The sequence below is a fragment of the Vibrio sinaloensis genome (genome assembly GCF_000808535.1).
Taxonomy (GTDB): domain Bacteria; phylum Pseudomonadota; class Gammaproteobacteria; order Enterobacterales; family Vibrionaceae; genus Vibrio; species Vibrio sinaloensis_D.
Map to the genome: position 1 here is coordinate 35,907 of NZ_JWLV01000049.1, position 24,438 is coordinate 60,344.

The 24,438-nt window shown below is 46.7% G+C and carries 21 protein-coding genes; 18 read left to right on the forward strand and 3 right to left on the reverse strand.

Going from position 1 to position 24,438, the window contains the following annotated elements; all coding sequences use genetic code 11:
* Positions 1-36 precede the first annotated feature (36 nt).
* The 3 genes from uvrA to RJ47_RS20075 all read right to left on the reverse strand — a co-directional run bounded on the left by uvrA (position 37) and on the right by RJ47_RS20075 (position 4,630).
* The gene (gene uvrA, locus RJ47_RS20065; RefSeq protein ID WP_039486487.1) at positions 37-2,859 is read right to left on the reverse strand and encodes an excinuclease ABC subunit UvrA; all 2,823 of its coding nucleotides are present in this window, start codon (positions 2,857-2,859) and stop codon (positions 37-39) included.
* Positions 2,860-2,990: 131 nt separating this feature from the next.
* A complete protein-coding gene (galU, locus tag RJ47_RS20070; protein WP_038216307.1) occupies positions 2,991-3,866 on the reverse strand; it encodes a UTP--glucose-1-phosphate uridylyltransferase GalU in 876 nt (291 codons plus the stop codon).
* Between the two features lie 116 nt (positions 3,867-3,982).
* The gene (locus tag RJ47_RS20075) at positions 3,983-4,630 is read right to left on the reverse strand and encodes a LuxR C-terminal-related transcriptional regulator (protein WP_038140438.1); all 648 of its coding nucleotides are present in this window, start codon (positions 4,628-4,630) and stop codon (positions 3,983-3,985) included.
* A 275-nt stretch (positions 4,631-4,905) separates the two neighbouring features.
* On the opposite strand from RJ47_RS20075, the gene RJ47_RS20080 reads away from it, so the two are divergent.
* The 18 genes from RJ47_RS20080 to RJ47_RS20715 all read left to right on the forward strand — a co-directional run bounded on the left by RJ47_RS20080 (position 4,906) and on the right by RJ47_RS20715 (position 24,384).
* Entirely contained in the window at positions 4,906-5,439 is a 534-nt protein-coding gene (locus RJ47_RS20080; protein WP_038140437.1) for a single-stranded DNA-binding protein, read from the forward strand.
* A 156-nt stretch (positions 5,440-5,595) separates the two neighbouring features.
* Positions 5,596-7,593: an RNase E specificity factor CsrD gene (gene csrD / locus RJ47_RS20085; RefSeq protein WP_039486490.1), complete on the forward strand. Its 1,998-nt coding sequence runs from the start codon at positions 5,596-5,598 to the stop codon at positions 7,591-7,593.
* A gap of 13 nt (positions 7,594-7,606) precedes the next feature.
* Positions 7,607-9,046, forward strand: coding sequence for a hypothetical protein (locus tag RJ47_RS20090; protein WP_039486492.1), 1,440 nt, complete (start codon positions 7,607-7,609; stop codon positions 9,044-9,046).
* Positions 9,043-9,693: a type II secretion system protein GspM gene (gene gspM, locus RJ47_RS20095; RefSeq protein WP_038191664.1), complete on the forward strand. Its 651-nt coding sequence runs from the start codon at positions 9,043-9,045 to the stop codon at positions 9,691-9,693. Before RJ47_RS20090 ends, gspM begins: the two co-directional genes overlap by 4 nt.
* Entirely contained in the window at positions 9,686-10,009 is a 324-nt protein-coding gene (locus RJ47_RS20100) for a hypothetical protein (RefSeq protein ID WP_043887017.1), read from the forward strand. Before gspM ends, RJ47_RS20100 begins: the two co-directional genes overlap by 8 nt.
* A gap of 15 nt (positions 10,010-10,024) precedes the next feature.
* Positions 10,025-11,659: a pilus (MSHA type) biogenesis protein MshL gene (gene mshL / locus RJ47_RS20105; protein ID WP_038140431.1), complete on the forward strand. Its 1,635-nt coding sequence runs from the start codon at positions 10,025-10,027 to the stop codon at positions 11,657-11,659.
* A gap of 3 nt (positions 11,660-11,662) precedes the next feature.
* On the forward strand, positions 11,663-12,505 hold the full coding sequence (locus tag RJ47_RS20110) for an ExeA family protein (RefSeq protein WP_038140430.1): 843 nt from the start codon (positions 11,663-11,665) through the stop codon (positions 12,503-12,505).
* On the forward strand, positions 12,505-13,578 hold the full coding sequence (locus RJ47_RS20115) for a tetratricopeptide repeat protein (RefSeq protein ID WP_039486496.1): 1,074 nt from the start codon (positions 12,505-12,507) through the stop codon (positions 13,576-13,578). The genes RJ47_RS20110 and RJ47_RS20115 overlap by 1 nt, the downstream gene beginning before the upstream one ends.
* On the forward strand, positions 13,578-15,302 hold the full coding sequence (locus RJ47_RS20120) for a GspE/PulE family protein (RefSeq protein WP_039486499.1): 1,725 nt from the start codon (positions 13,578-13,580) through the stop codon (positions 15,300-15,302). Before RJ47_RS20115 ends, RJ47_RS20120 begins: the two co-directional genes overlap by 1 nt.
* 8 nt (positions 15,303-15,310) lie before the next feature.
* Positions 15,311-16,531, forward strand: a complete 1,221-nt coding sequence (locus tag RJ47_RS20125) for a type II secretion system F family protein (RefSeq protein ID WP_005472745.1) — start codon at positions 15,311-15,313, stop codon at positions 16,529-16,531.
* Positions 16,515-16,994, forward strand: a complete 480-nt coding sequence (locus tag RJ47_RS20130) for a hypothetical protein (RefSeq protein ID WP_039486501.1) — start codon at positions 16,515-16,517, stop codon at positions 16,992-16,994. Before RJ47_RS20125 ends, RJ47_RS20130 begins: the two co-directional genes overlap by 17 nt.
* A 76-nt stretch (positions 16,995-17,070) precedes the next feature.
* Positions 17,071-17,646: a prepilin-type N-terminal cleavage/methylation domain-containing protein gene (locus RJ47_RS20135; RefSeq protein ID WP_038140424.1), complete on the forward strand. Its 576-nt coding sequence runs from the start codon at positions 17,071-17,073 to the stop codon at positions 17,644-17,646.
* A gap of 32 nt (positions 17,647-17,678) precedes the next feature.
* The gene (locus tag RJ47_RS20140; protein ID WP_038140421.1) at positions 17,679-18,155 is read left to right on the forward strand and encodes a type II secretion system protein; all 477 of its coding nucleotides are present in this window, start codon (positions 17,679-17,681) and stop codon (positions 18,153-18,155) included.
* Between the two features lie 135 nt (positions 18,156-18,290).
* Positions 18,291-18,770, forward strand: coding sequence for a type II secretion system protein (locus RJ47_RS20145; RefSeq protein ID WP_039486503.1), 480 nt, complete (start codon positions 18,291-18,293; stop codon positions 18,768-18,770).
* Positions 18,767-19,318, forward strand: coding sequence for a type IV pilus modification PilV family protein (locus tag RJ47_RS20150; RefSeq protein WP_039486504.1), 552 nt, complete (start codon positions 18,767-18,769; stop codon positions 19,316-19,318). Before RJ47_RS20145 ends, RJ47_RS20150 begins: the two co-directional genes overlap by 4 nt.
* Complete coding sequence (locus RJ47_RS20155; RefSeq protein ID WP_038140414.1) at positions 19,318-20,040, forward strand: PilW family protein; 723 nt, start codon at positions 19,318-19,320, stop codon at positions 20,038-20,040. The genes RJ47_RS20150 and RJ47_RS20155 overlap by 1 nt, the downstream gene beginning before the upstream one ends.
* A complete protein-coding gene (locus RJ47_RS20160; RefSeq protein ID WP_039486505.1) occupies positions 20,030-20,464 on the forward strand; it encodes a hypothetical protein in 435 nt (144 codons plus the stop codon). The genes RJ47_RS20155 and RJ47_RS20160 overlap by 11 nt, the downstream gene beginning before the upstream one ends.
* A gap of 2 nt (positions 20,465-20,466) precedes the next feature.
* The gene (locus RJ47_RS20715; RefSeq protein ID WP_052237995.1) at positions 20,467-24,384 is read left to right on the forward strand and encodes a DUF6701 domain-containing protein; all 3,918 of its coding nucleotides are present in this window, start codon (positions 20,467-20,469) and stop codon (positions 24,382-24,384) included.
* The last annotated feature ends 54 nt before the right edge of the window (positions 24,385-24,438 follow it).

Consider the following 24,438-nt stretch of genomic DNA (forward strand, 5'->3'; position numbering starts at 1 on the left):
AGAATGACACTGGCCTGTTTACTTTACTATTAATCGTTATTTTAACATAGGCTTAAGGAACCTTGCCGTATGAGAACCTTCGACCAAGGACACATCTTCAGGTGTTCCTTGAGCGACAATTTCACCGCCTCCTTGACCACCTTCTGGACCTAAGTCCACAATCCAGTCTGCGGTTTTTATGACGTCTAGGTTATGCTCAATGACGACCACGGTATTACCATGGTCTCGTAGGCGATGTAGTACCGTGAGTAACTGTTGAATATCATGGAAATGCAATCCCGTGGTTGGCTCATCCAGAATGTACAAGGTTTTACCCGTATCTCGTTTCGATAGCTCACGCGCCAATTTCACTCGCTGAGCCTCACCGCCAGATAGCGTCGTAGCGGCTTGACCTAAGCGAATATAGGACAAACCGACATCAATGAGAGTTTGCAACTTGCGCGCGATGACAGGCACCGGGTCAAAAAACTCGCGAGCATCTTCTACTGTCATCTCGAGTACTTCATCAATGGTTTTGCCTTTGTAGCGTACTTCCAAGGTTTCTCTGTTATAGCGCTTACCCTTACAGACATCACACGGCACATAGACGTCAGGTAGGAAATGCATTTCCACTTTGATGACACCGTCGCCTTGACACGCTTCGCATCGGCCACCACGCACGTTAAAGCTAAATCGGCCAGGTTTATAACCACGAGAGCGAGACTCTTGCGTACCCGCGAATAGTTCTCGAATCGGGGTAAAAATACCCGTATAGGTTGCTGGGTTTGAACGAGGCGTTCGGCCGATTGGGCTTTGGTCGATGTCGATCACCTTGTCAAAATGCTCAAGCCCTTTGATTTTTTTGTATGGTGCGGGTACCGCCGTCGTCGCACCGTTAAGTTGGGTGTGGGCAATTTTAAAGAAGGTATCGTTGATTAGAGTTGACTTTCCTGATCCTGAAACACCTGTAATACAGCTGAAAAGGCCAACAGGAATCTCTAATGTAACGTCTTTTAGGTTGTTTCCTGATGCACCGAGCAATTGTACCGTTTTCTTAGGATTTCGTGTTGTACGCTCCTTTGGTACAGCAATTTCCTTGGTGCCACTCAAGTACTGGCCAGTGAGAGAGTTTGGATTCGCTACAATTTGTTCCATTGTGCCTTCCGCTACGACAGTACCTCCGTGAACGCCAGCTCCTGGGCCGATATCAATGACATGGTCAGCCATGCGGATTGCGTCTTCATCATGTTCCACAACAAGGACGGTGTTACCCAAGTCACGAAGGTGAGTTAGTGTTTTCAGCAGGCGTTCATTATCTCGTTGGTGTAAGCCAATCGAAGGTTCATCGAGTACATACATTACACCCACTAAACCCGCACCAATTTGGCTTGCGAGTCGAATGCGCTGCGCTTCGCCACCGGATAAGGTCTCTGCACTGCGAGAAAGGTTTAAGTAATTGAGTCCTACATTAACTAAAAACTGAAGGCGGTCATTAATCTCTTTCATCACTTTTTCCGCGATTTGAGCGCGTTGACCTTCTAACTGTAGCGAAGAGAAAAAGTTCAGTGCATCAGCAATACTTAGCTCAACGATTTCTGGCAGAGTCGTATCGCCTATAAAGACATTTCGAGCTTCTAAGCGAAGTCGGCTTCCATCACAGCTTGAGCAGGTTTTTGTTGAGATATACTTGGCCAAGTCTTCACGTACGGCGTTAGACTCGGTATCTCGATAACGACGCTCCAAGGTATTTAATATCCCTTCAAACGGATGACGTTTTACCCGAATGTCGCCTCTGTCGTTGATGTATTTAAACTCGACTTCTGTACGCCCAGACCCAGTTAAAATTATGTCACGAATTTTCTTGGGCAAAGCGTTGAATGGGGAATGCAGATCAAACCCATAATGGTCCGCTAATGATGTGAGCATCTGAAAGTAATAGTAGTTCTTCTGATCCCAACCTCGAATTGCACCTTCAGCTAGGCTAAGAGAGTCATCAACTATCACGCGGGCTGGGTCAAAATACTGTTGCACACCTAAACCATCACAAGTGTGGCAAGCCCCAGCAGGGTTGTTAAATGAAAAGAGGCGAGGCTCTAACTCTTGCATACTGTACCCACAATGAGGGCAGGCAAAGTTTGCGGAGAACACGATTTCGTCGCCGGTGCCGTCCATAGGTGCGACAACTGCGATGCCACCGGACAGTTCGAGTGTGGTTTCGAAGGATTCAGCTAATCTTTGTTGTAAGTCGCTGCGTACTTTAAAGCGGTCAACAACGACTTCGATGGTATGCTTTTTATGTAGCTCTAAGGTTGGAGGATCAGAGAGATCACACGTTTCGCCGTCAATACGAGCGCGAATAAAACCTTGCGCGGCTAAATTTTCCAGCGTTTTGACATGCTCGCCTTTCCTTTCTTTGACAATCGGAGCGAGCAGCATCATTTTTGCCCCTTCAGGCAGCTCAAGCACTTTATCTACCATTTGTGAAACAGTTTGGGCGGCGAGGGGAACGTGGTGCTCTGGACATCGAGGTTCACCGACTCGAGCATAAAGGAGTCGTAAATAGTCGTAAACTTCGGTAATGGTACCAACCGTTGATCTTGGGTTGTGTGAGGTTGACTTTTGTTCGATAGAAATAGCGGGGGATAACCCTTCGATGTGGTCAACGTCAGGCTTTTCCATCAAAGATAAGAATTGGCGAGCATAGGCGGATAGAGATTCTACATAGCGTCGTTGGCCTTCTGCGTACAAGGTATCAAAGGCTAGTGATGACTTACCCGAACCTGACAAGCCTGTAATCACGATCAGCTTGTCTCTGGGTATCGTAAGATTGATATTTTTCAGGTTGTGCGTGCGTGCACCACGAACTTCTATCTGATCCATTCTTATCACTCAATGCAAAAATTAGTCAGCTAAGTATTACATAGTGTGAGAAATGTTCAAAGAAATACTGGATAAAAAAACAGTAATAAAAAAGGCAGCTTGATGAGCTGCCTTTTAAACGAAGCGTCGGTTTATGCCTCTTCTTTGGTCGTTTTTTGTTTGCCAAGCTCTGACTTTTTAGAGTCTTTCAGGTATAGGTTTTCGAAGCAGTAATTGGTTGCCTCGATATAACCTTCGACACTACCGCAGTCGAAACGTTGGCCCTTAAATTTATAAGCAAGAACACAGCCTGCTTGCGCCTGTTTAAGCAAAGCGTCGGTAATTTGTATTTCACCGCCTTTGCCAGGCTCTGTATTTTCAATCAACTCAAAAATATCAGGGGTTAGAATGTAGCGGCCAATGATGGCGAGGTTGCTTGGCGCAGTTCCTGGCTCCGGTTTTTCGACCATATCGTCAACACGGAAGATATCGTCTTTGATCATTTCACCAGAGATCACGCCATACTTGTGAGTTTCATCTTCAGGTACTTCTTGTACCGCGACAATAGAGCAACGGAACTGTTTGAAGAGTGCGACCATCTGCGCTAGTACACCTTCTTGATCGTTAACACAAAGGTCATCAGCGAGTACCACAGCAAACGGTTCATCTCCCACCAGTTCACGTCCGGTTAAAATCGCGTGGCCAAGACCTTTCATTTCACGTTGACGAATATAGGTAAAGTTTGCGCTTTCAATGATGTCGCGAATATCGACTAGTAGCTCTTCTTTATTGGTTCCACTGATTTGGTGTTCAAGCTCGTAGTTCTTATCGAAATGGTCCATGATTGAGTGCTTACCACGACCGGTAACGATACACATACCGTTCATTCCAGCTTGGATTGCTTCTTCAACGCCGTACTCGATGAGTGGTTTGTTTACCACTGGCATCATCTCTTTTGGCATGGATTTAGTGGCAGGTAAAAAGCGTGTACCGTAGCCTGCTGCCGGGAAAAGGCACTTCTTGATCATGTTAAACCCTATATATTTTTATTCGAAAATTAGCTGACGCGACAATAACATGCTTTGGGCGAAGTGATCATCGATCCATTCGCCCAAAGTAATGAAATTGTACGTGCGTAGTAAAATTAAGACAACAGGTGTTGCTTTGCCCAAGCGGCAGCTTGTACTCGATTTTTTACGCACAACTTTTTGAATATCTGATAGAGATGGGATTTGACGGTGAACTCACTGATAAATTGGTCTTCTGCTATTTGGCTATTGGAAGCACCTGTCATTAAACTTCTTAAGATGTGGATTTCGCGAGTGGTGAGATCAACGGTAACTGGTGCTGACTGAGTTTCTACCATGTTGCGATAGTGAAATAACAGTTGTGCGGCGACCTTGCGAGGTAACCAGTTCTGTCCGTTGATTATTTCGCTACAGCCTTTACTGATTACCTCTACGGAGTCGTTTTCATAGAACAACCCTTTTAGATGACCAAAATTGAGAATTTCATCTGTGGTTAAGCGGCATTGAACATTAATGACGATGTTTTCAAAGGTTTTGTTTGCCAGTGGAAGATCGCGTATCTGATTATTCAGACGAGAATAGTCATGGTGGTCGATCATCAAAATGCGATGTTTGCTCGTTTGGAGTGCGAGCATAAGATCTTGCGGTTCGATATAGGGAATGTTGATCTCTAACGCTTGTTCTATTTTTTGAACTATCGGATGAGTAACCTTCTTATCTTCACATAAGAAATGAATGGTACGCATATAACTATTCTTCATAATAAAACCTTTGTGATTTTAGTTTATGGAATGAGCTTGAAGGATTTTTTCAATCAGAGCGAATTAAGGTTGAATCATTGCGTTTAGTTTCAAGCAGATAAGTAATTAACTTATCGCTCACCCAAAATAATCTTTGATTTTTCTCGAAAAATTAGCGGCTCATTGGATTGCGATGAAGATTGGTCAGGCATTGCGTAGACAGGCTTTTGTCCCAAAAGCAAAGCGTGTTATGCTATTGGGCTATTCAAATATACCTAAATTTTTAGACGGAGCGAAACATGGCCAGCCGTGGAGTAAACAAAGTTATTTTAGTCGGTAATCTGGGTTCAGATCCGGAAGTTCGTTACATGCCAAGTGGTGGTGCTGTCGCTAATATCACCATCGCAACGTCTGAAACATGGCGAGATAAAGCGACAGGCGAACAGCGTGAAAAAACAGAGTGGCACCGTGTGGCACTGTTTGGCAAGTTGGCGGAAGTGGCTGGTGAGTACCTACGTAAAGGCTCACAAGTGTATGTTGAAGGTCAATTGCAGACGCGCAAGTGGCAAGATCAAAGTGGTCAAGACCGTTACACTACCGAGGTCGTAGTACAAGGCTACAATGGCGTTATGCAAATGCTAGGTGGCCGTGCTCAGGGTGGTGCTCCAGGCCAAGGCATGGGTCAACCTCAACAGCAAGGTTGGGGGCAGCCTCAGCAACCTGCAGCTCAGCAGAGTCAGCCGCAACAGCAATACTCTCAGCCACAACAGCAGCAAGCTCAGCCTCAATACAATGAGCCGCCGATGGATTTTGACGACGACATCCCATTCTAAGAGTCCTGAACTGAAAAAAAGCCGCGAAAATCGCGGCTTTTTTATATAGTTAGAGTAATCAATTGCCCTAACGTTATAGCGTGGAATTGCCCAATGCCCGCTTGTAGCTCAGCACCATCTTTATTGAAGCTGCATTAGAAAAGGAATTCTATTTCTATGAGGTATACCCCTACCTTAAAACTGAGTACCCGCTTGGTCGCTTTTGTCACTATGATCGTGATTATTGCCATGTTCATTCTCTTTTTGGGAGGAACATTGTCGTTTAAGCGCCTTGGTCAAGAATACTTAGATCATTCTCTCAAGGGGATCGTCAACGTAGTAGATAAGGAGATGGAAGATCCGGATGCTGCGTATTCACTGCAACGCTGGATGCCGAAGATGCTGCAGGCGTCGAACATTGTCGAAATGGAGCTAGCATCGACGTACGGTACGATTTATCGCTTCAAAGATACGTCATCGAAAGTGAATCCTGCACTGCTTTACCAAGTTGAATATCAACTCGAACGCAACGATGGGTATCAAATTCGGTTTAAAGCTGTTCCTCCCTATATTGGCTACGGCTATTCGATGCAGGCACTATGGTCCATCACGTTAGCGGTGGTACTCATTATCTTCTGTTTGATGCAAGGGGTGAAATGGCTGAAAGAGCAGCTGAGCGGATCTGAGATGCTGGAAGAACGAGGCAGAATGATCCTAGCGGGAAGGGTTGAAGAGTATGCGCAAGGCGATCCCAAAGAGTGGCCTTTTACCGCCAGTGAAGCGCTTGATCGCTTGATTGAAGAGCTAAGAGATGCGCGTCAAGAACGCAGTCGCTTTGACACCTTTATTCGTTCGCAAACTTTTCTGGATAAACTGACTGGTACCGCAAACCGTGTTTTATTTGACAGTAAACTCGAAGCAGCGCTGTCAGAAAGTGGCTCTCATGGCGGTGTGCTTCTTATTCGCATTGATGATTGGGAGCAACTCAAAGAAGAGTATGGGAAAACCGTTGCCAATGATTTCTTAATTGAGGTCGGAGATAGTCTGACCACGGTCATCCAGCGTTACCCTGATGTCATCTTATCTCGCTATTACAATTCTGATTTCGCTATTTTTGCACCGAGTTTATCGAGCAAAGAAGTCTCTGCGATTGCTGCGAGCTGTATTAAGCAGTTAGCCCGTCTTACGCCACCCGACGTACTGGACCCAGAAAACTGGGTTCACATTGGCGTCAGTCTCTATCGGGAGGGCGAAAGTCAAGGTCGAATTATTGATGAATCAGAAACGGCACTTAAGAGTGCTCAGTTGCAGCGCTCTAACACATGGAGTCGCTTCCACAAGCATGTCAGTCCAGAGGAAGAGCGAGGTAGCGTTCGTTGGCGCACGCTTTTCGATCAAGTGTTGAAGCCTGACAAGTTGCACGTCTTTTCGCAGCCGTGTTTCCAGTTAGATGATCAGCAAGATAACCAACTAGAGCACTGTGAACTGTTTGCCCGAATCAACGATCCAGAGAAGGGAGTAATCAAAGCATCCCGTTTTAATTCAGCAATTGAATCAGTTGGTTACGAAATAATCTTAGACAAAGCAGTATTGAGAACTATCCTGCGTTATTTGAAAGTTTCTAAGGATTCAATGTGTTACTCTATAAATTTGCATGTCGTCCCTTTTGCCGACCGAGCCTACTTTAAATGGTTTCGTGATGAGCTATTGCAGTTGTCTACTGAGCAGCGAAAACAGCTGATTTTTGAGTTTGCTGAAGCGCGTTTAGTGAAGCATCTCGATTATATGAGACCTGTCGCTAAAATGATTTCTGGTCTAGGTTGTAAAGTAGCGGTTGGTCAAGCTGGGCGCTCCATTGTTAGCACTTACTACTTAAAAGAGTTACCGATTAGCTACTTGAAGTTGCATCGAAGTTTAGTGAAACAGATCGATCAGCGTCATGAAAACCAGTTGTTCATTCGTAGCTTGCTTGGGGCTTGCGCGGGTTTAAACACCAAACTGATTGCGGTCGGAGTCGACAGTAAGCAAGAGCACAAAACAGTGCTTCAACTTGGTGTTCATGGGGTTCAGGGGCGATATTTTGAATCAGAGAAACAACTGATTCCTCAACACATTCAGCATAAGCAAACCGCTGAGTTTAAGAAAGTACAAATTGGTCGACGAAAACGCTGGTGACAAATAACGACAAATGAATATGCAATCCTTATTCGGTAAATTCAGGCAAACCGCTCACAAACAGACGCAACTTACGGTTGTTGTTTTACCCCATGCCTTGTTTTTTTCGCCGCTACCAAGCTGTAATCTACCCAGTCAAGTCAACTACGATGGTGCGTCTTGGCAGGATGCCCTAGTTAAGGCACTTAAAGACGCTGACGTTTCTGATTTGTCGGCACAAGTCGTGCTGAGCGCAAACCTATATCAAACCTATCAAATTGATAAGCCCTCGATGCCGGAAGAAGAACTCTCTGCGGCATTGCCATTTCTTCTGAAAGATCTGATTTCAGAGCGCGTTAGCGACATCATCGCTGATTTTACCCCATCACCAATCGGCAATAAGTTACAAGTTTTTGTCGTCAATCGTCACTTGGTCGAGGCTCTTAACAGTGCTTTGGGGCAGTTTAATATCGAACTGACACGAATATTGGTCGAGGACGAAGTGTGGGCTCACTCTGCAGGGGAGCTAGCACAGTTCTTACTGCTTCATCGGAGCCACAAAGGGCAATTTAAAGTCAGTGCGTTTGTGGATGGCCAGTGTGCGTTCCAAAGAACGATTCGCGGAGTCGCTTCTCCATTGACTGGGGTTGCGAGTAGCGCGTTGCAGCTAGACAGCTTGGCGTTGGAGCTCCAACGCTCAGTCGACTATCTCTCTTCCCAATTGCGTTCGGCGTCATTGCACCAGATGAAAGTGTGCTGTGACGAAGAAGATCAAGCCACGGTCGCTACGGAGCTTTCTGAACGTTTGAGCGTCAAAGCCTCACCACTCGTTGAGGGAGAAGAGCCGTCCGGGCTTATCTTGCTCAAGAGTGTTGCTGCGGTTGGTGACAAATCAGTTAACTTATTCCCAGACCACTTAAAGCCAAAGAAAGAACACTTTACGTTAAAAAACGTCGCCTTAGGGTGGGGGATAACATCTCTGTTATTGGGCGGAGCCTATTTTGTGCTTGTCACCCAAAAGAGTGGTTTGAGTAGTGAGCTATCCGCTCTGAAATCTCAGGAATCTGAGTTTCGCCTTCAAGTGGATACATTAACCCAGCGTTTGGCTAAGCACCAACCAACGCTCGCTAAAGTCGCAGCGGTAACTCGATTGGAACAGGAAATAGAATCCAAGCGCCAATCTTTGCAAGCCGTTAGTGAATACGACGATGCCCAGCAGATGGGCTACTCGGGCGTTATGCGTTCGTTGGCTCAACTTGGGCGAAACGACATCTCACTAAACTCAATTACGATTGATAGTACGGGGTTGGATTTACAAGGTTATGCAAGGGAGCCACAAGTCATCCCGAATTGGATCAACCAGTTTAAAACAGAGCTCAACTTAGTAGGACGAACGTTTGAAAAGTTACAGATTGGTCGAAATGATCAAGACATTGTGATCTTTGAGTTGAAAACACGAGGAGATAAGCAATGAAACACTATTGGTCGCAAGCTAGCGATAAATTTGCTCAGCTCTCTGCTCGAGAAAAGTGGTTGATCACATTGTGTGGGTTTGTCGCAATTATATTGGGGCTTTTTACGCTCTTGGTGGAACCGGCTTATTTAGCCAAGAAACAGCTTGAGCAACAAATCTCGACCACAAAGCTCAATAGCCAACGTTTGGAAGCGGATGTGCTTTTGATGACGGCCAAGCTCTCTAAAGATCCTGATCAAGAGATCAATATGCGCTATAAGCAGCTAGTGACAGAAAGTCAGCTACTTTCAGAACAGCTATCGAACATCATCGAGAATTTGATTTCTCCCAGTGAAATGGCAAATCTTTTAGAAAGCGTTCTCAGAGAGTCTAAGAAACTCAAGTTAGTTTCTCTGGTTTCACAGCGCGCAGAGCCGATAGTGAGCCGCGAGAATGACAATCACGGTTCGGGCTACTATCTACATCCCGTTCGTATTGAGCTGACAGGCAGCTATTTTGACATTGTTCAATACTTAGAGTCACTTGAGTCAATGCCAGTCAAATACTATTGGCGTACTTTTAGCTATAAAGTCGAAGAGTACCCAAGTGCGCGTTTGATCCTAGAGGTCTACACCCTTGGCACGAGAGAGGAGTTTATCGGTGGTTAGATTTTTTGCCTTTCTGCTGCTTGTAAATACTTCACTGGCTTGGGCGCAGCAGGACCCGACGGCACCGTTAAATTGGCAGAAGCCAAAAGTCGCTCAACCGGCAAAAAAGCCAGTCAGTTATCGACTGCCAAAACTGCAAAGTATTGTCTGCGTTGCCGACGTGCCTTGCAAAGCAATATTGAATGGAGAAGTAGTCATGGCGGGGGAGCGTGTCAGTGGCTACTACGTAAATAACATTGAATCGGAAAGAGTCGTGCTGTCTCGCAAAGGCAAGCAATGGACGTTAGAACTCTTTTCTTTGGATATAAAACAGTAAGGTATTGGGAATTATATGCGTAGACTCGCCGTAGCCGTGATGATTGCGTCGTTGATGGGATGCTCCATGGGGCACAGAGATCCCATAGAGGCGAAAGAAACATTGAATGAAGCAATCAATGAAGCGAATAGTCGTAGCTTAGCGCAATTACCTGCGTCTGTTGAAGCAGACCTAATGCCTGAGCTTTCTTCTGACAGTGCTACTTCATTCGACACCGTAAAGCGCTTTCGTATTCAGGCGAATGCTGTGTCAGCGAAAGCCTTTTTCACCAGTTTAGTTAAAGGGACAGAGTTTAGTGCAGCAATCCACCCAGACGTGACTGGAACGATTACAGTTAACTTGACGGACGTTTCTTTGGATGAGGTGCTTAACGTCGTCAGAGATATGTATGGCTATGACGTTGTGAAAACAGGCAATGTTATTCAAGTCTACCCAGCCGGCCTGCGCACCGTCACAATCCCTGTCGACTATCTACAGTTCAAACGATCAGGTCGCTCATTAACCTCTATCTCTACCGGTACCATTACCAATACCGACAGCGGCTCTTCTGACTCTTCTGATAGCTCAAGCTCTTCACGCTCAACGAGCTCTGCGAAAGGTGGTACAGAGATTGAGACCATCAGTGAAAGTGATTTTTGGCCTCAATTACAACTGGCAGTGACACAGTTGATCGGTGGTGGTGAGGGGCAGAGTGTGGTTGTAACGCCTCAAGCTAGCGTGATTACGGTAAGAGCTTACCCAGATGAAATCCGCGAAGTGCGAGAGTTTTTAGGCGTGTCACAGCAGAGAATGCAGCGCCAAGTGATCCTCGAAGCCAAGATCTTAGAAGTCACCTTGAGTGATGGTTATCAACAAGGGATCAATTGGTCTAAGGCATTCAGCTCTAATGGTACCAACTACACCATTGGTCAGGGCTCCATCGTGAAAGACACCAGCGGCAGCATTATTCCCGCAGTGCTACCGGGGTTAGATGCAATCGGAACCTTGCTTGGTGGGCAATCAAACTTGGTGATCTCGAGCGGCAGTTTCGATGCCGTATTGAGCTTTATGGCAACTCAGGGTGACTTGAACGTCCTTTCTAGCCCGCGTGTGACGGCGTCAAATAACCAAAAAGCGGTCATCAAAGTGGGTACTGACGAATACTTCGTTACCGATCTCTCCAGTGTGGTGGGTAACGGTGACAACTCAGAGCCTTCTCCTGAGGTGGAGTTGACGCCTTTCTTCTCAGGTATTTCTCTCGACGTGACGCCACAAATCGATGACCAAGGTAACGTGCTGTTGCATGTGCACCCCGCCGTTATCGATGTTAATGAACAAGTGAAAGAGATTGGTTTTGGGGATTCGCGTATTACTTTGCCGTTAGCGCGAAGCTCTATTCGCGAGTCTGACTCGGTGATTCGAGCGCAAGACGGAGACGTGGTCGTGATAGGGGGCTTAATGAAGTCCAACACTGTTGATCAAGTGTCGAAAGTGCCAGTTTTAGGTGATGTGCCAGTCTTAGGGCATCTATTCCGAAATACGTCGAAGCTGACGCAAAAAACCGAGTTAGTCATCCTACTCAAGCCTACCGTCGTTGGTGTAAATACGTGGCAGAAGGAATTAGAGCGATCTCGAGATTTGCTTCAAGAGTGGTTTCCTGACGAGCAATAACGGATGTACTTGGACTATTTTGGCTTCGAACAACTACCGTTCGGGCTAACCCCTTCGACTGAGCTCTTTCTCGGCTTAGGGCCACACTATGAAGCGATTCATACTGTCCATTCCGCTTTGGAGCTTGGCGAGGGGCTGGTGAAGGTGATTGGGGAAGTGGGCACTGGAAAAACGATGGTGTGCCGCATGATGGTCAAGTATCTGCCTGATCACGTTCAGTTGGTTTACTTGCCCAACCCCGCACTCAATGGTGAGGAACTGCGGGTTGCGGTCGCTGCCGAGTTAGGTATTGAAGAGCACGCCACCAATACATTGGTCGAGTTGATTCAACGCCGTTTGATTGAGCTGGCAAGAGAAGGAAAACAAGTGGTGGTGTTTGTCGACGAAGCGCAAGCTCTGCCTGATGATGCCCTTGAAGTGCTTCGTCTTTTTGGCAACTTGGAAACAGAAGATAGGAAACTGCTTCATATTGTTCTCATAGGTCAGCCAGAGCTAGAGGCAAGGCTGCAGCAACATCATTTACGCCAGCTTCGTCAAAGAATTACCTTCAGCGCCTATATTCGCACGCTGAATCTCAATGAAGTGGTGGCGTACATTGATAATCGGCTGGAAAAGTCGGGCGGTAGTCGACAATTGTTCAGCAGTGAGCAGAAAAAAGCTATCTGGCGCGCAAGCCGTGGAATTCCTCGGTTAATCAATCAAATTGGTCACAAAGCACTGGTTGTAGCGAGCAGCCGTGATGAAAAAAAGGTCTGCAACGAACATCTTTATGACGCAATCCACGATACGTACGACAGCAGAAAACCAAAATTTAAACGTCCCATATTTTGGGGGTGGAGAGAATAATGAGTGCAATCAACCAAGCATTGTCTGAATTAGCTCGTAAGAAAGGGGGAAAGCTTTCTGAGATTGAGCAGATTCGCGTGTCACCCGTAAAGCAACGCTCTGTTGTGCCTTGGGTTGTTGGAACGTTTGCGATCAGTTTAGGTGTCGGCGGGTGGGCGATCTCCTATCAACAACCTTCTCAGATAGAGCAAATAGCACCGGAACCGTCCTCGGTTTTTAATGAGTCTGTAGCAACTAATAGTCATGTGCCCTCTCCAACGGCGAAAGCGACCACTCAAGGTGGAACCATTTATCGCTCCGAAGTGCCGCGTTTTCCTTCTACGGTATCTGAAACGGATCAAGCCTCGCCTCTTGTTGCGACGTCTCAGTCTGTAGTGGCCCTTGCTCAAGTTGAGTCATCTTCTCAGCCAAAAGTGACGGGTAATAAATCCGAGCAGGTAAGCTCAAAAGCCAACTCAGGTGACATAGTGATTCAGCAGGTCGAGCTAACGGCAGAGCAGCTTTCTAATAATGCACAAAAACGAGCTCAGAAGGCCCTAGATAGCAATAACCTAGATGAAGCATTAGCAAATTACAGTGAGGCGCTGAAATACACGCCGTATGACACAAAGGTTCGCCAAACTTTGTCAGCTCTCTATTACGGCAAAGGTGATGTGCGTAGAGCGGGCGAGCTTTTACAAAAGGGTATAAGCCTTGACAAAGAGAGCGTCGTGTTGCGACTCGCGCTAGCAAAACTGTTAATGAAAGAGAAGCAAAACGCTGCTGCTCTAACGGCTTTGTCGGCGCTACCTGAAGAGGCAAGTGTTGAGTATCTCTCTCTTCGTGGTGTGCTCGCGCAGCAGAACAATCAAAATGAGATGGCGTTATCGAGTTATCTAAAGCTAGTAGAGATTGAACCGGAAAGTGGTCGCTGGTGGTTAGGCTTGGCGATTCAGCAAGAGCGAGCACTTGAATTTGAGCAAGCGCAGCAGTCGTACAACAAAGCGCTAGCTGGATTCGGTTTGTCGGGACAGTCGCAGCAATTTATTCATGACCGTTTGGCTTTGATCAAGCAGTTAGGGGAGTCAAAATAGTGCAAATCAAACTTCGAAAACGTCTTGGCGATTTGCTGGTTGAAGAAGGCATTATCTCCGAACAGCAGGTAGAACAAGCTCTGGCTGCGCAAAAGTCGACGGGTAGAAAGTTGGGCGCGGCTTTAATTGAGCTAGGGTTCCTCACCGAACATCAAATGCTGACTTTCCTCTCTCAACAGTTGGATATTCCGCTGATTGATTTGAGCCGAGCAAACGTCGATGTCGAGGCGGTCCAGTTATTGCCAGAAGTGCATGCACGTCGACTGCGCGCTTTGGTCATTGGTCGCCAGCAAGATACGTTACGTATTGCGATGAGTGACCCGGCAGACTTGTTTGCTCAAGAAGCTTTATTGGGGCAACTGCCTCAATATGGTATTGAGTTTGTCATCGCTCCTGAAAAGCAGCTCGTCGATGGGTTTGACCGCTATTATCGTCGGACGAAAGAGATCGCGTCCTTTGCTGAGCAACTTCAAGCGGAGCACCAAGTTACAGAAGCCTTCGATTTTAGTATTGAAGGCGAAGACAGCGATGAAGTTACCGTAGTCAAACTGATCAACTCTCTATTTGAAGATGCGATCCAGATCGGCGCATCCGATATTCATATCGAGCCTGACGCTGATGTATTGCGATTAAGGCAGCGGATTGATGGTGTGTTACACGAGACTTTGCTCAATGAGGTCAACATCGCACCAGCCCTTGTGCTACGTTTGAAGCTGATGGCCAACCTCGATATTTCTGAGAAGCGTTTACCACAAGATGGCCGTTTTAATATCAAGGCGAAGGGGCAATCGGTTGATATTCGTATGTCCACGATGCCCGTCCAGTACGGCGAATCGGTGGTAATGCGTCTCCTAAATCAGTCGTCGGGCGTACGTAAATTGGATGACTCTGGTATTCCTTCCCATCTACTTGAGCGTCTTCGTCGTCAATTGAAACGTCCTCATGGCATGATTCTCGTAACTGGCCCTACTGGTTCCGGTAAAACCACGACACTTTACGGGGCGCTCAGTGAGCTTAATGTACCAGGGAAGAAAATCATTACCGCAGAAGACCCTGTTGAGTATCGCTTACCTCGTATCAATCAGGTTCAAGTTAACCCTAAAATCGACCTCGACTTCTCCACGGTGTTAAGAACCTTTTTACGCCAAGACCCAGACATTATTTTGATTGGTGAGATGCGCGATCAAGAAACCGTCGAAATAGGACTGCGAGCCGCATTAACCGGTCACCTTGTATTGAGCACTTTGCACACTAATGACGCGGTCGATAGCGCGCTGAGGATGATGGATATGGGCGCACCAGGCTACTTGGTTGCAAGTGCAGTGCGAGCGGTCGTGGCTCAGCGTCTGGTTCGTAAGATCTGTCCTGACTGCAAAACCGAAGAGCAGGTTGATGAAGCGAGGAAGCAGTGGCTTGCGCAGCGATTCCCTAACCAAGTAGAGACATCATTCTCTCGTGGTCGCGGGTGCCAAAACTGCAACCTTACCGGCTATCGAGGTCGAATTGGTGTTTTTGAGATGCTTGAATTGGAGCAAGATATGATGGATATGCTTCGTGCGAGTGATGCTGTGGGTTTTGCCCGCGTTGCTCGTGAATCTGCGTCATACAAGCCGTTACTCGCTTCTGCGATGGAGCTTGCGATAAGCGGAGTCGTCAGCCTCGATGAGGTGATGAGCCTGGGTGAAGGTGATTCATCAGGCGTAGAAAAAGCGATCTATATCTAGGTTCGGGCATGGCATTATTTCAGTATCAAGGTCGAAACTTAGATGGTTCTGCTGCTTCGGGACAAATTGAAGCGGCTAATCAAGAAGCGGCTGCAGAACAGTTGATGAACAAAGGCGTCATCCCGACCAAGTTGACGCTCGGAGGCGGTAAATCTGCGTTTGAGTTTGACCTCAAGCAGCTATTTACGCCCGCGGTTCCGCTTGAAGCCTTGGTTATTTTTTGTCGTCAGCTCTACAGTTTGACCAAAGCGGGCGTCCCCTTATTGCGTTCAATGAAAGGGCTAAGTTCCAATTGTTCAAACAAACAGCTTCAGCACGCGCTTGAAGAAGTGACTCAGGAGCTCACAAATGGTCGCAGCCTAGCGGGTTCGATGCAGATGCATTCGAAAGTCTTCAGTCCGCTCTTTGTCTCAATGATCAATGTTGGTGAAAATACGGGTCGATTGGATCAGGCGCTGTTGCAGCTGGCGAATTACTATGAACAAGAAGTGGAAACGCGCAAACGAATCAAAACGGCGATGCGTTACCCAACATTTGTTATTAGCTTTATTGTTATCGCGTTGTTCATTTTGAACGTGAAAGTGATTCCCCAGTTCTCAACGATGTTCAGCCGCTTTGGGGTCGACCTTCCTCTGCCTACTCGGATTCTGATTACTATGTCAGATTTTTTCGTCAACTACTGGTTGGTCATGATCGCGGTGATAGTGGGCGTGTTGTTTGGCTTTAATGCTTGGGTCAAAACGGCCAATGGACGTGAAAAATGGGACAAGTTTCGCCTAAAAATGCCAATCGTTGGTCCCCTTGTTAATCGAGCTCAGTTATCGCGGTTTTCTCGGACATTTGCGTTGATGTTAAAAGCAGGGGTTCCGTTAAACCAATCTCTTGCACTTGCGGCTGAGGCGCTGGGGAATAAATTTCTTGAAAACCGCTTGATTGAAATGAAATCTTCCATTGAAGCGGGTGGAACCATCTCCTCTACGGCAATAAACAGCGGCATCTTTACACCTCTCGTCATTCAAATGATTTCTGTCGGGGAAGAGACAGGGCGTATTGATGAGCTACTGTTAGAAGTAGCGGACTTTTATGATCGAGAAGTTGATTACGATCTTAAAACCCTAACCGCGCGAATTGAACCGATACTTCTGCTTGTTGTTGCGGGCATGGTGTTGATTCTCGCACTGGGTATTTTCCTACCTATGTGGGGAATGTTGGATGCGATCAAAGGGTAACGCCATCCTGATGCTGAGGCGGATGCGCTTCTCGGCTTGGTTACTTGTTGTCATGGTGTTAACCGCGAGTTTTTTGTCAGCTTTTCAAAAAGTGGAAATTGAGGCTAATGACAGCGCGTTTTTAGTTGCTACCAAGCGAATCATTGAAAGAGCAAGCTTTTATAAGCAGAAGTGGCTACTACAACAGCAACCGAGTCATCTCGAAATTGACTCTGAGCTGTTAACTCTTTCGCAAAATGGTTGGGTGCTGCCTATCAACGAGGCGGGTGACATTGATTGCGATTATTGGCTGAAGGTACTCTATCCGGATAAGCAGATTTTGGAGAGTTTACCTATCAATATTCATAATCATTCTGACGGCTCTCATTATCGTTGTGATTATGATTACGGCATGAATCGACATGTTGTTATCGATCTGAACTATAAGCATTTTTCTGCTAAAATTGTTTTGGTCGCAGAGTGATATTTTTGCCCAAGAGCAATAGCGATATTGTGGCTTGGCAGTATAATAAACAGTACTGATACGTGGATTAATTTATATGTTTAGAAAACAGTCTGGCTTTTCGTTAGTCGAACTTGTGGTTGTGATTGTTGTGGTGGGTTTACTCGCGGTTGCTGCATTACCTCGGTTTTTGGATGTTACTGATGAAGCTAAAAAAGCGAGCATTGAAGGTGTAGCGGGCGGCTTTGCTACAGGTGTCCTGTCAGCACGAGCTCAGTGGGAAGCCTTGGCTCGTCCTTCAAGGACTGTCGGCACAGAAAAGTACAATACCGTCGATTATGATGGCGTTGATTTCTGGTTAACGCGCTCAAAAGACAGCAGCGGAGCGGATACAGGATTTCGCGACGGTTATCCTTATGCTCTGAATGAGGATGATACGTCGTTCCCAACAAGCTTAACGGATCAGGCTTGTATTGATTTGATGGACAATCTTTTGCAAAACCCACCAAGTGTCGACACTGTGGCGAATGCAAGAACTAACTCAAACGTAAAATATTCAGCACAGGCTGACAATGGCGCCTCAACTTGCACTTATATTCAGCAAGAGGGAGGCACCGAACATCAGTTCGTGTATGAAATAGAGACTGGTCGTGTGACCGTAACGCTGCAGTAGAGCTGCGCTAACAACATAGAGAGACAGAAACTATGAAAAGACAAGGCGGTTTCACCCTGATTGAACTCGTGGTGGTAATTGTTATTTTGGGTATCTTGGCTGTAACTGCGGCACCGCGATTCCTTAACTTACAGTCAGATGCACGCGAGTCCTCGCTACAAGGTTTGAAAGGGGCGATGGCTGGCGCAGCAGGTATTGTTTATGGTCGCGCTGCAATTGATGGCGTTGAGGGTGTAAGCTCAGTGACCGCTGCGTCAAGTGCAACAGGCATTGCACTTACATTCGGTTACCCTTCTGCAACCACAGATGGTATTGGCAACGCGGTAGATGGCCTAGGCGCAAATGATGGAGACTGGATTGCAGTCTCGGGCTCTGGTTCGACAGCGACACCACCTGTAATTCACTACAGCTTTTCCGGTAGCGCCAGTGATACTACATGCTTTGTTTCCTACGAAACTAACGCATCTGCGGGGGCTCCTACTATTACTGTGACTAACACTGGTTGCTAGTGATACTCAAGGCCAGCATTGCTGGCCTTTTCTTTTCTCATCTTCTAAATCGTTCTCAAAACTGCATAAATTTGCCTCTCACGCACGTAATCTCATTTATAATCAAAGCAGTAAATTTCATTACTTAGGGTTTCTATGAAACTTAGACGGGCACAAGGGTTTACCTTGGTTGAGTTAATTGTTGTCATTCTGTTGTTGGCAATCATTTCTGCCTATGCCGCAAGTCGCTATTCAGGGCGTGGTGATGTAGCCGCTGCTGTGTTGCAACATCAAGTGGTCTCCGTTGTGCGTCAAGTGCAAGTGAATCGAATGCAATCAAACATCACCGCGAGTGCAGCCTTGGCGAGTAATCAAAACTTTACATTGGATGTCCAAACCAGTTGCGTCGGCTCAGAGGCAGCTTGTTCGGAGCGCTCTGATTCTCGCAGTGACTGGGTTGCCTCTCAAATGGTCCGTTTTTCTTCATCGCCTAGCGCGCCTATTTCGTTCGATTTGTTGGGTAATCCGGTTGGAGCAGCCGCATCTGGGGCGTCTATCTCGATTGTGTCCAGTGAGGAAAGCTGCGTCGTGGCGATAAATGCTCAAGGGTATGTGTCACTCGGAGGGTGCTCATGACGAGAGCGCGTGGTTTTACTTTGATTGAGAGCGTTATTGTCATTGTTGTCATAGGGTTTGCCATGATAACCATTACCCAGTTTTTAGTGCCTCAAATTACTCGCTCAGCCAATCCACATTATCAGGTTAGGGCCGCGGCATTGAGCCAGAGCGTCATGTCGATGGTTTTGGCCAGAGGATTTGATGAGTACAGCAATTTTGCTGGTGGTGAACTGCGCTGTGGTGAAGGCGCCGCAGTGGGTACCTCTTATCAATTTTGTTCAGGGATGGATGCATCGGTCAATGGCCTTGGTCCTGATGGAGAGGTGATTGCTGCCTATAATGATGTGGATGACTATATTGGGTGTTGGGAGCCAAATGGCGCCAATGGGTGTCGAGACTTAAACGTATTGGTTGGAGATGGTGTGGGGAATACGACTTATCAAAACTTTCGCTTAGATATTCAAGTAACTTACCAAGAGCCAAGCCTTATTAAGCAGATAGTATTGACCGTCTCTGCGCTTAACCAAACTCCCATCGAATTACGAGCCTATAAAGGAAACTACTGATGAAAAAGTCGGGGTTTACTCTGATTGAAATGGTCATCACCCTAATCGTGGGCAGTATTCTGGTGCTAGGAATTGCGGGTTTTGTTGATCTTGGTGCGCGAGGTTATCGCGATACCATTGATCGCCAGCGGATGCAGACGCAAGCTAAGTTCGTATTGGAGAAAATGAGCCGAGAAGTTCGTCATGCTGTCCCGAATATGTTTAGCAATGATCTATTGGCAGGGGCGACAGACTGTATTTCCTTTTATCCGATTATGACGTCAGGTTTCTACGCGGTGTCGGGTGCGGATCTACAGTTTGTTATTGGTAGTGAATCGATGACGGTGGATGACTTAAATTCACTTAATTTGGTAATCAATCCAACAGAGTCGATGCCAAGCAGCAATGTTTTTCCACTGAATAGCGTCTCGAGTGCGAACAATGTCTTTGTTTTGACGGGCGGAGCGAATGACTTGGTGGGTAATTCGGTATCCCGTCGCCACTACATCTATGATCCCGATGGTGAGGTGAGTTATTGCCTGATTAACCAACGAGTTCAGCGTTTGGTGAATCGTACCAGTCTTCTTCCTGTTTCAGACCAAGGAGTAACTGGCAGTTTGAATTACTCACCTGCTACGTTTGAGAATAGTGGTGGCATACACATTAATCTCAACTTTACCAACGAAGACGGTGATGAGTCGACAAACTTCCGCCAAAATGTGCAGGTGTTGAATGTCCCATAGTAAGTTTCAGTCCGGTAGCCTATACATTGTCGTCGTTTTTGTCTTGGTGGTAATGGGCTTTCTTGCCACCAGCTTAAGTCGAATTGAGTGGTCAAATAATGATGCCCACACCAAAGACGTCATCGGTCTTCAGGCCGCTTTTTCTGCTCACTCTGCGAATGAAATGGTGCTCAGAGAAATTTATCCGCCAAGAGATAATATTGCGGATGAATTTGATGTGTCAGCCGCTTGCAGCTCTGTAAATGGAACCAAAAGAACGATTCCAGCGGTGATCAACTGCGCTGATGCTCAAGTGACGTGTGGTGCAAGAGGTGGAGTGTTAGCTGATGGTAGTCAGATGTTTGTCCTAAGCTCTGAAGTAACGTGTGGTTCGGGCGTGAATCAGATGCGTCGTAGTCAAGAAGTGTGGTTAAGAGGTCAATAGCGATGGTTAGATGGATCAAGCTATGTATTTTTGTTGGGTTGAGTTTGCTTTCAGCGAATTCAGTTGCCTTTGACCTTACAGAAGCGTGTCGGACATTTCCCAACCCAGCTCAGGGGTGGCAATCGAGCACAAGTAGGTTAACCATTAATCAGGAGAAAACGGTTAACTCGCCACATCTCGATTATTATATTGCCGGCTGGAGTAATGACTTTGTTCGTGACAATGTTAGAAACTGTACCGACTCAGAGACGGAATGTGGCAGCTCAAAAACAAAGCTGCTAGTGCCTTTTGATAGGGTCACTGACTACAGTAAGTTCACCAGTTGTGAAGCTGGGCTTTGTGCGTCAGGCGCGACGAGTTACAAAGGCAGCAAGCCGACAGTGACTACCTATGATTTTAGAAACGTAAATAAGCGTTTGACGGTTAATGACTTTGAATCCGTCAACTGTGGCAATGATTGTACGGTAGATATTGATGATGTTAAAAAGCAAGTGACGTTAGCGATTACAGGCAACTTTAGAAATCTCATCATTAACGCTCCGTATTCTAATTATGAGATCAGGGTAAAGCTTAACCCTGGATACGTAATCAAAGACTTTACTGCCAATGTTACAACCACCTTAGATTTCACTTCTCCTGGCAGGTATCTACATCACAAACTGTCCGTGTTGGCGCCAGGATCGAAGCTTGAGTTTGGAAATGATGTACAGCTTAAAATTGTGGTTGATGCAGCCGCGCCATCAGACAGGGGCTTTGTCTACATCGGTGCTTCTGTAGATATTGAAACTCAGGAAACTGAAACTGACACACTTTGGATTAATGCGCCAGAAGGGGATGTATGGTTTCGTGACAGAGTGAGCCCTGTTGATATCCATGCTCTTATCTCTGCAAGACACGTCAGAATTGGCAGCGGGACGTATGTGTTTGGTGCGGTCTCAACGCCGGAGTTGACCATGTCGAGCCAACATAGCGCCATCATCGGTCAAAGTGCGTGTTTTAGCGATCCTACTCCTTCGCCTGTTGCGAAATACCATCTAGAGGAGTCTTGGTCTGGTAACAATGGTGAAGTGAAGGATGTGTCAGGCAATAATCACCATGGCACCGCGATTAATAGTGCAACCACGGCGGTGGATTTACCAGCTTGGCCTAATGATGCAAATCGCTTTGGTACTTGTGGTTACGGCAGCTTTACCCGTAGCAGTAATCAATATGTGGAAGTCCCTCACTCTTTACCGTTAAGTATGAGTGAAGAAGTCTCTGTATCTGCATGGATCTACCCTAAGAGTTATCCTTCTTCTGATCTTGCGTCAATTGTGACGAAAGATACTAATTATGAGTTCCATCTGACGTCGAGTGGTTATATCTATTGGTACTGGCAGGTGAATACCTCTGGGTATCCGGCGTATAATCTTTACAGTGCAGGTACAGTGCCGCTGAATAAGTGGACGCACATTACCGTGACGTACGATGCAAACCGTCCGACTCAAGCAAAAATGTACATAAATGGTCAATTGAGTGCTTACTATTATGTACCTATCCATACACCTAGGTTGCTAACCAACAACTTATCTTTCCAAATTGGTCAAGATAGAGCAAATCGTGGCTTTGATGGTTTTATCGATGAAGTTCAAGTGTTCGATGCGTCTCTTTCCGCGGCTCAAGTTCTCGAGGTCTATAATCAACGTCACCTTTGTGCTGACCAGACGGTGGATCTTGCTCTAAGAATTACGCCCATTCGTGCCTCTGGTTTGGCATGTGACGGCATTCCCATTGATTTTTCTCTTATCGACAACAAGACAGGGAATGTGGTTGATGGACAAGGCCAGAGCCTGTTTGTCGAAACCACACCATTGTCGGGAAGCGACTATGCGTGTTGGAGTAGCAATGGTGATATTTCTTCAGATCGTTGTACCACCGATCATGATTATAACGCGCGTTTTCCCAGTAATGGCCCAGCCACGGTGCGCGGTTATATTCATAGTAAGTTCCTTAATCATTACAACATCACGGCTTATGTCGACAGTGAAGGGCTGTCTGAAACTGCTGGTCCATACATGTTCCTTGCGCGAGAGGCGAGTATAGTGCCCTCGGATGGTGTAGACGGGAATGATACGTTCCAAGTTGCTGGTCGGGAATTCCCATTTAGAATTATGGTTCGAGGAGCGCAAGGAGAAGGTAATCAACTAAACTGCCGAGTCATTGATATTGATGGTAGCGTAGTGGTGGATTTCTCAACTTCTCAAATGCCTACGAGTAGTTCGCATAGATTACAGATAAAGAGTGGTCAGCGAGGCTGGGAAGATGCAAACACGCACTTGCCGATCTCCTTTAAAGATGGAGTAGCGGGGGGGACGGAAACCGCTGCAGATGGCTCGCTGAAACTTCGTTTGGACGATGCGGGCATTGTAGACTTTACAGGATCAGGTGATTCTGGATCTCAAACATTAACCTCGACAAAACGATTCTATTTTCGCCCTTTTGCGACCACGTTTTGTGCGCAAAATGGCGCGTTACCCAACTATACGTCTGAATCGTCAGGTGGGTTTGCACCTGCAGGCTCGAATGTTGATGTGTTCCTAAAAGCGTTCAACTGGCAATCTGGATTAGACAGCAACAATGATGGGGTGCCTAATACCTCGGTCAAAGCGGACAATTTATGTAGCGCTCCTGTGACTGAGAGCTATTTTACCCACAATGGTTACGTGGCTGAATCAACCTTAGCATATGCTCTTCGCTACCCGTCTGGAGGCAGTTTAGGAGATTTAGTCCTTGATGGATTGCCGTTTGCAGGTCAGGTGATTGAGACAACCACGTCCAATATCAATCGTTCGCGAGCGTTAAATTGGAATGAGGTTGGGACTTTATCGATTTCTGCAAAACAAGACAGTTACCTTTCTCAATCTGGCTTTAACGTGCCTGCAGTTGTCGCTGACGTTGGGCGTTTTTACCCCGCGAATTTTTCCATTACTCGTGCTCAATGGCAGGCGGCGATTGGTCAGGGAGGTATCGCTTATTTAGACCAGCCCTATATGAGCGCGGAAGTCGAGGTGGCACCTTATCCGTTAGGCGCGACCACTCCCGTTAGCAACTATCACTTGTTCGACAGTGCATTGCAGGCAGGGTTTGGTTTGAAAGCTGATCCTGATATCCCAAATAGCCTTACTTTGGATACCCCTAGCGGAAGTTGGTCTGCTGCACTTGACGGGACATCGCGTTGGTTAGTGACCGACACGGATGCTGTGTTGGCGCGTCACTATGTTGCGTCATCACCTGCCCAAACTGTGGAAAATGGGCCCTTTAACACAGGTAGCGGTGCGTCAGTGGCCACTAAGTTTGGTCTCAACGTGGTTGCCAGCCATGATCCCGCCTCTTTTGATGCCACATCGAGCGTGAGTGAGCAAAACTTTCCGACCCAGCCGCCCGCTCGTTACGGTCGGATGGTGCTACAGAGTGCAACCACAACGATAGCAGACAGCGTCGCGATTCCGCTTAGGGTTGAATTTTGGAATGGCAGCACATTTACAACGAACAGTGAAGACAACGTGTCAGAGTTGGCCACAATGGCCAACTATGTGTGCAAAACGACCGTCTGGCCATCGGGAACCAACTCAAATTCTAAGCTGAGTGGTTCAGACACTGCCCCTTGGGAGCAAGTGACTAATGGTGAGAGCAATGTGATTCGGGCTGTCCCCGACGACTCTCATTCGATACGAGAGCAAGTACAGTTTTGGATGAGGTTGGGAAGCAATCGCCCTAATGGGGTTGTATCAGGCTGTGGAAGCACGTTGTCGCAACCTTGGCTTCAATACGATTGGCGCGGATTAGGTGATGAAGATCCTTCTTCTGTGGTTACTTTTGGTATTTTCCGCGGCAATGATCGAGTGATCTTCCGTGGTGAGCCTGGGTTATTCGGACAGTAAATTTTGTCATTTATCTGCCTATCGTTAGGAATCTGTTAGAAATTGCGGGTTTCA

Excerpts from the sequence above, each read along its gene's own strand:
- RJ47_RS20130 (WP_039486501.1), top strand. The coding sequence starts at position 16,515 with ATGCGATCAAAGGGTAACGCCATCCTGATGCTGAGGCGGATGCGCTTC.
- RJ47_RS20090 (WP_039486492.1), top strand. The coding sequence starts at position 7,607 with ATGAATATGCAATCCTTATTCGGTAAATTCAGGCAAACCGCTCACAAA.
- RJ47_RS20145 (WP_039486503.1), top strand. The coding sequence starts at position 18,291 with ATGAAACTTAGACGGGCACAAGGGTTTACCTTGGTTGAGTTAATTGTT.
- galU (WP_038216307.1), bottom strand. The coding sequence starts at position 3,866 with ATGATCAAGAAGTGCCTTTTCCCGGCAGCAGGCTACGGTACACGCTTT.
- RJ47_RS20115 (WP_039486496.1), top strand. The coding sequence starts at position 12,505 with ATGAGTGCAATCAACCAAGCATTGTCTGAATTAGCTCGTAAGAAAGGG.
- RJ47_RS20160 (WP_039486505.1), top strand. The coding sequence starts at position 20,030 with ATGTCCCATAGTAAGTTTCAGTCCGGTAGCCTATACATTGTCGTCGTT.
- RJ47_RS20110 (WP_038140430.1), top strand. The coding sequence starts at position 11,663 with ATGTACTTGGACTATTTTGGCTTCGAACAACTACCGTTCGGGCTAACC.
- mshL (WP_038140431.1), top strand. The coding sequence starts at position 10,025 with ATGCGTAGACTCGCCGTAGCCGTGATGATTGCGTCGTTGATGGGATGC.
- gspM (WP_038191664.1), top strand. The coding sequence starts at position 9,043 with ATGAAACACTATTGGTCGCAAGCTAGCGATAAATTTGCTCAGCTCTCT.
- RJ47_RS20135 (WP_038140424.1), top strand. The coding sequence starts at position 17,071 with ATGTTTAGAAAACAGTCTGGCTTTTCGTTAGTCGAACTTGTGGTTGTG.
- RJ47_RS20140 (WP_038140421.1), top strand. The coding sequence starts at position 17,679 with ATGAAAAGACAAGGCGGTTTCACCCTGATTGAACTCGTGGTGGTAATT.
- RJ47_RS20150 (WP_039486504.1), top strand. The coding sequence starts at position 18,767 with ATGACGAGAGCGCGTGGTTTTACTTTGATTGAGAGCGTTATTGTCATT.
- RJ47_RS20080 (WP_038140437.1), top strand. The coding sequence starts at position 4,906 with ATGGCCAGCCGTGGAGTAAACAAAGTTATTTTAGTCGGTAATCTGGGT.
- uvrA (WP_039486487.1), bottom strand. The coding sequence starts at position 2,859 with ATGGATCAGATAGAAGTTCGTGGTGCACGCACGCACAACCTGAAAAAT.
- RJ47_RS20715 (WP_052237995.1), top strand. The coding sequence starts at position 20,467 with ATGGTTAGATGGATCAAGCTATGTATTTTTGTTGGGTTGAGTTTGCTT.
- csrD (WP_039486490.1), top strand. The coding sequence starts at position 5,596 with ATGAGGTATACCCCTACCTTAAAACTGAGTACCCGCTTGGTCGCTTTT.
- RJ47_RS20125 (WP_005472745.1), top strand. The coding sequence starts at position 15,311 with ATGGCATTATTTCAGTATCAAGGTCGAAACTTAGATGGTTCTGCTGCT.
- RJ47_RS20155 (WP_038140414.1), top strand. The coding sequence starts at position 19,318 with ATGAAAAAGTCGGGGTTTACTCTGATTGAAATGGTCATCACCCTAATC.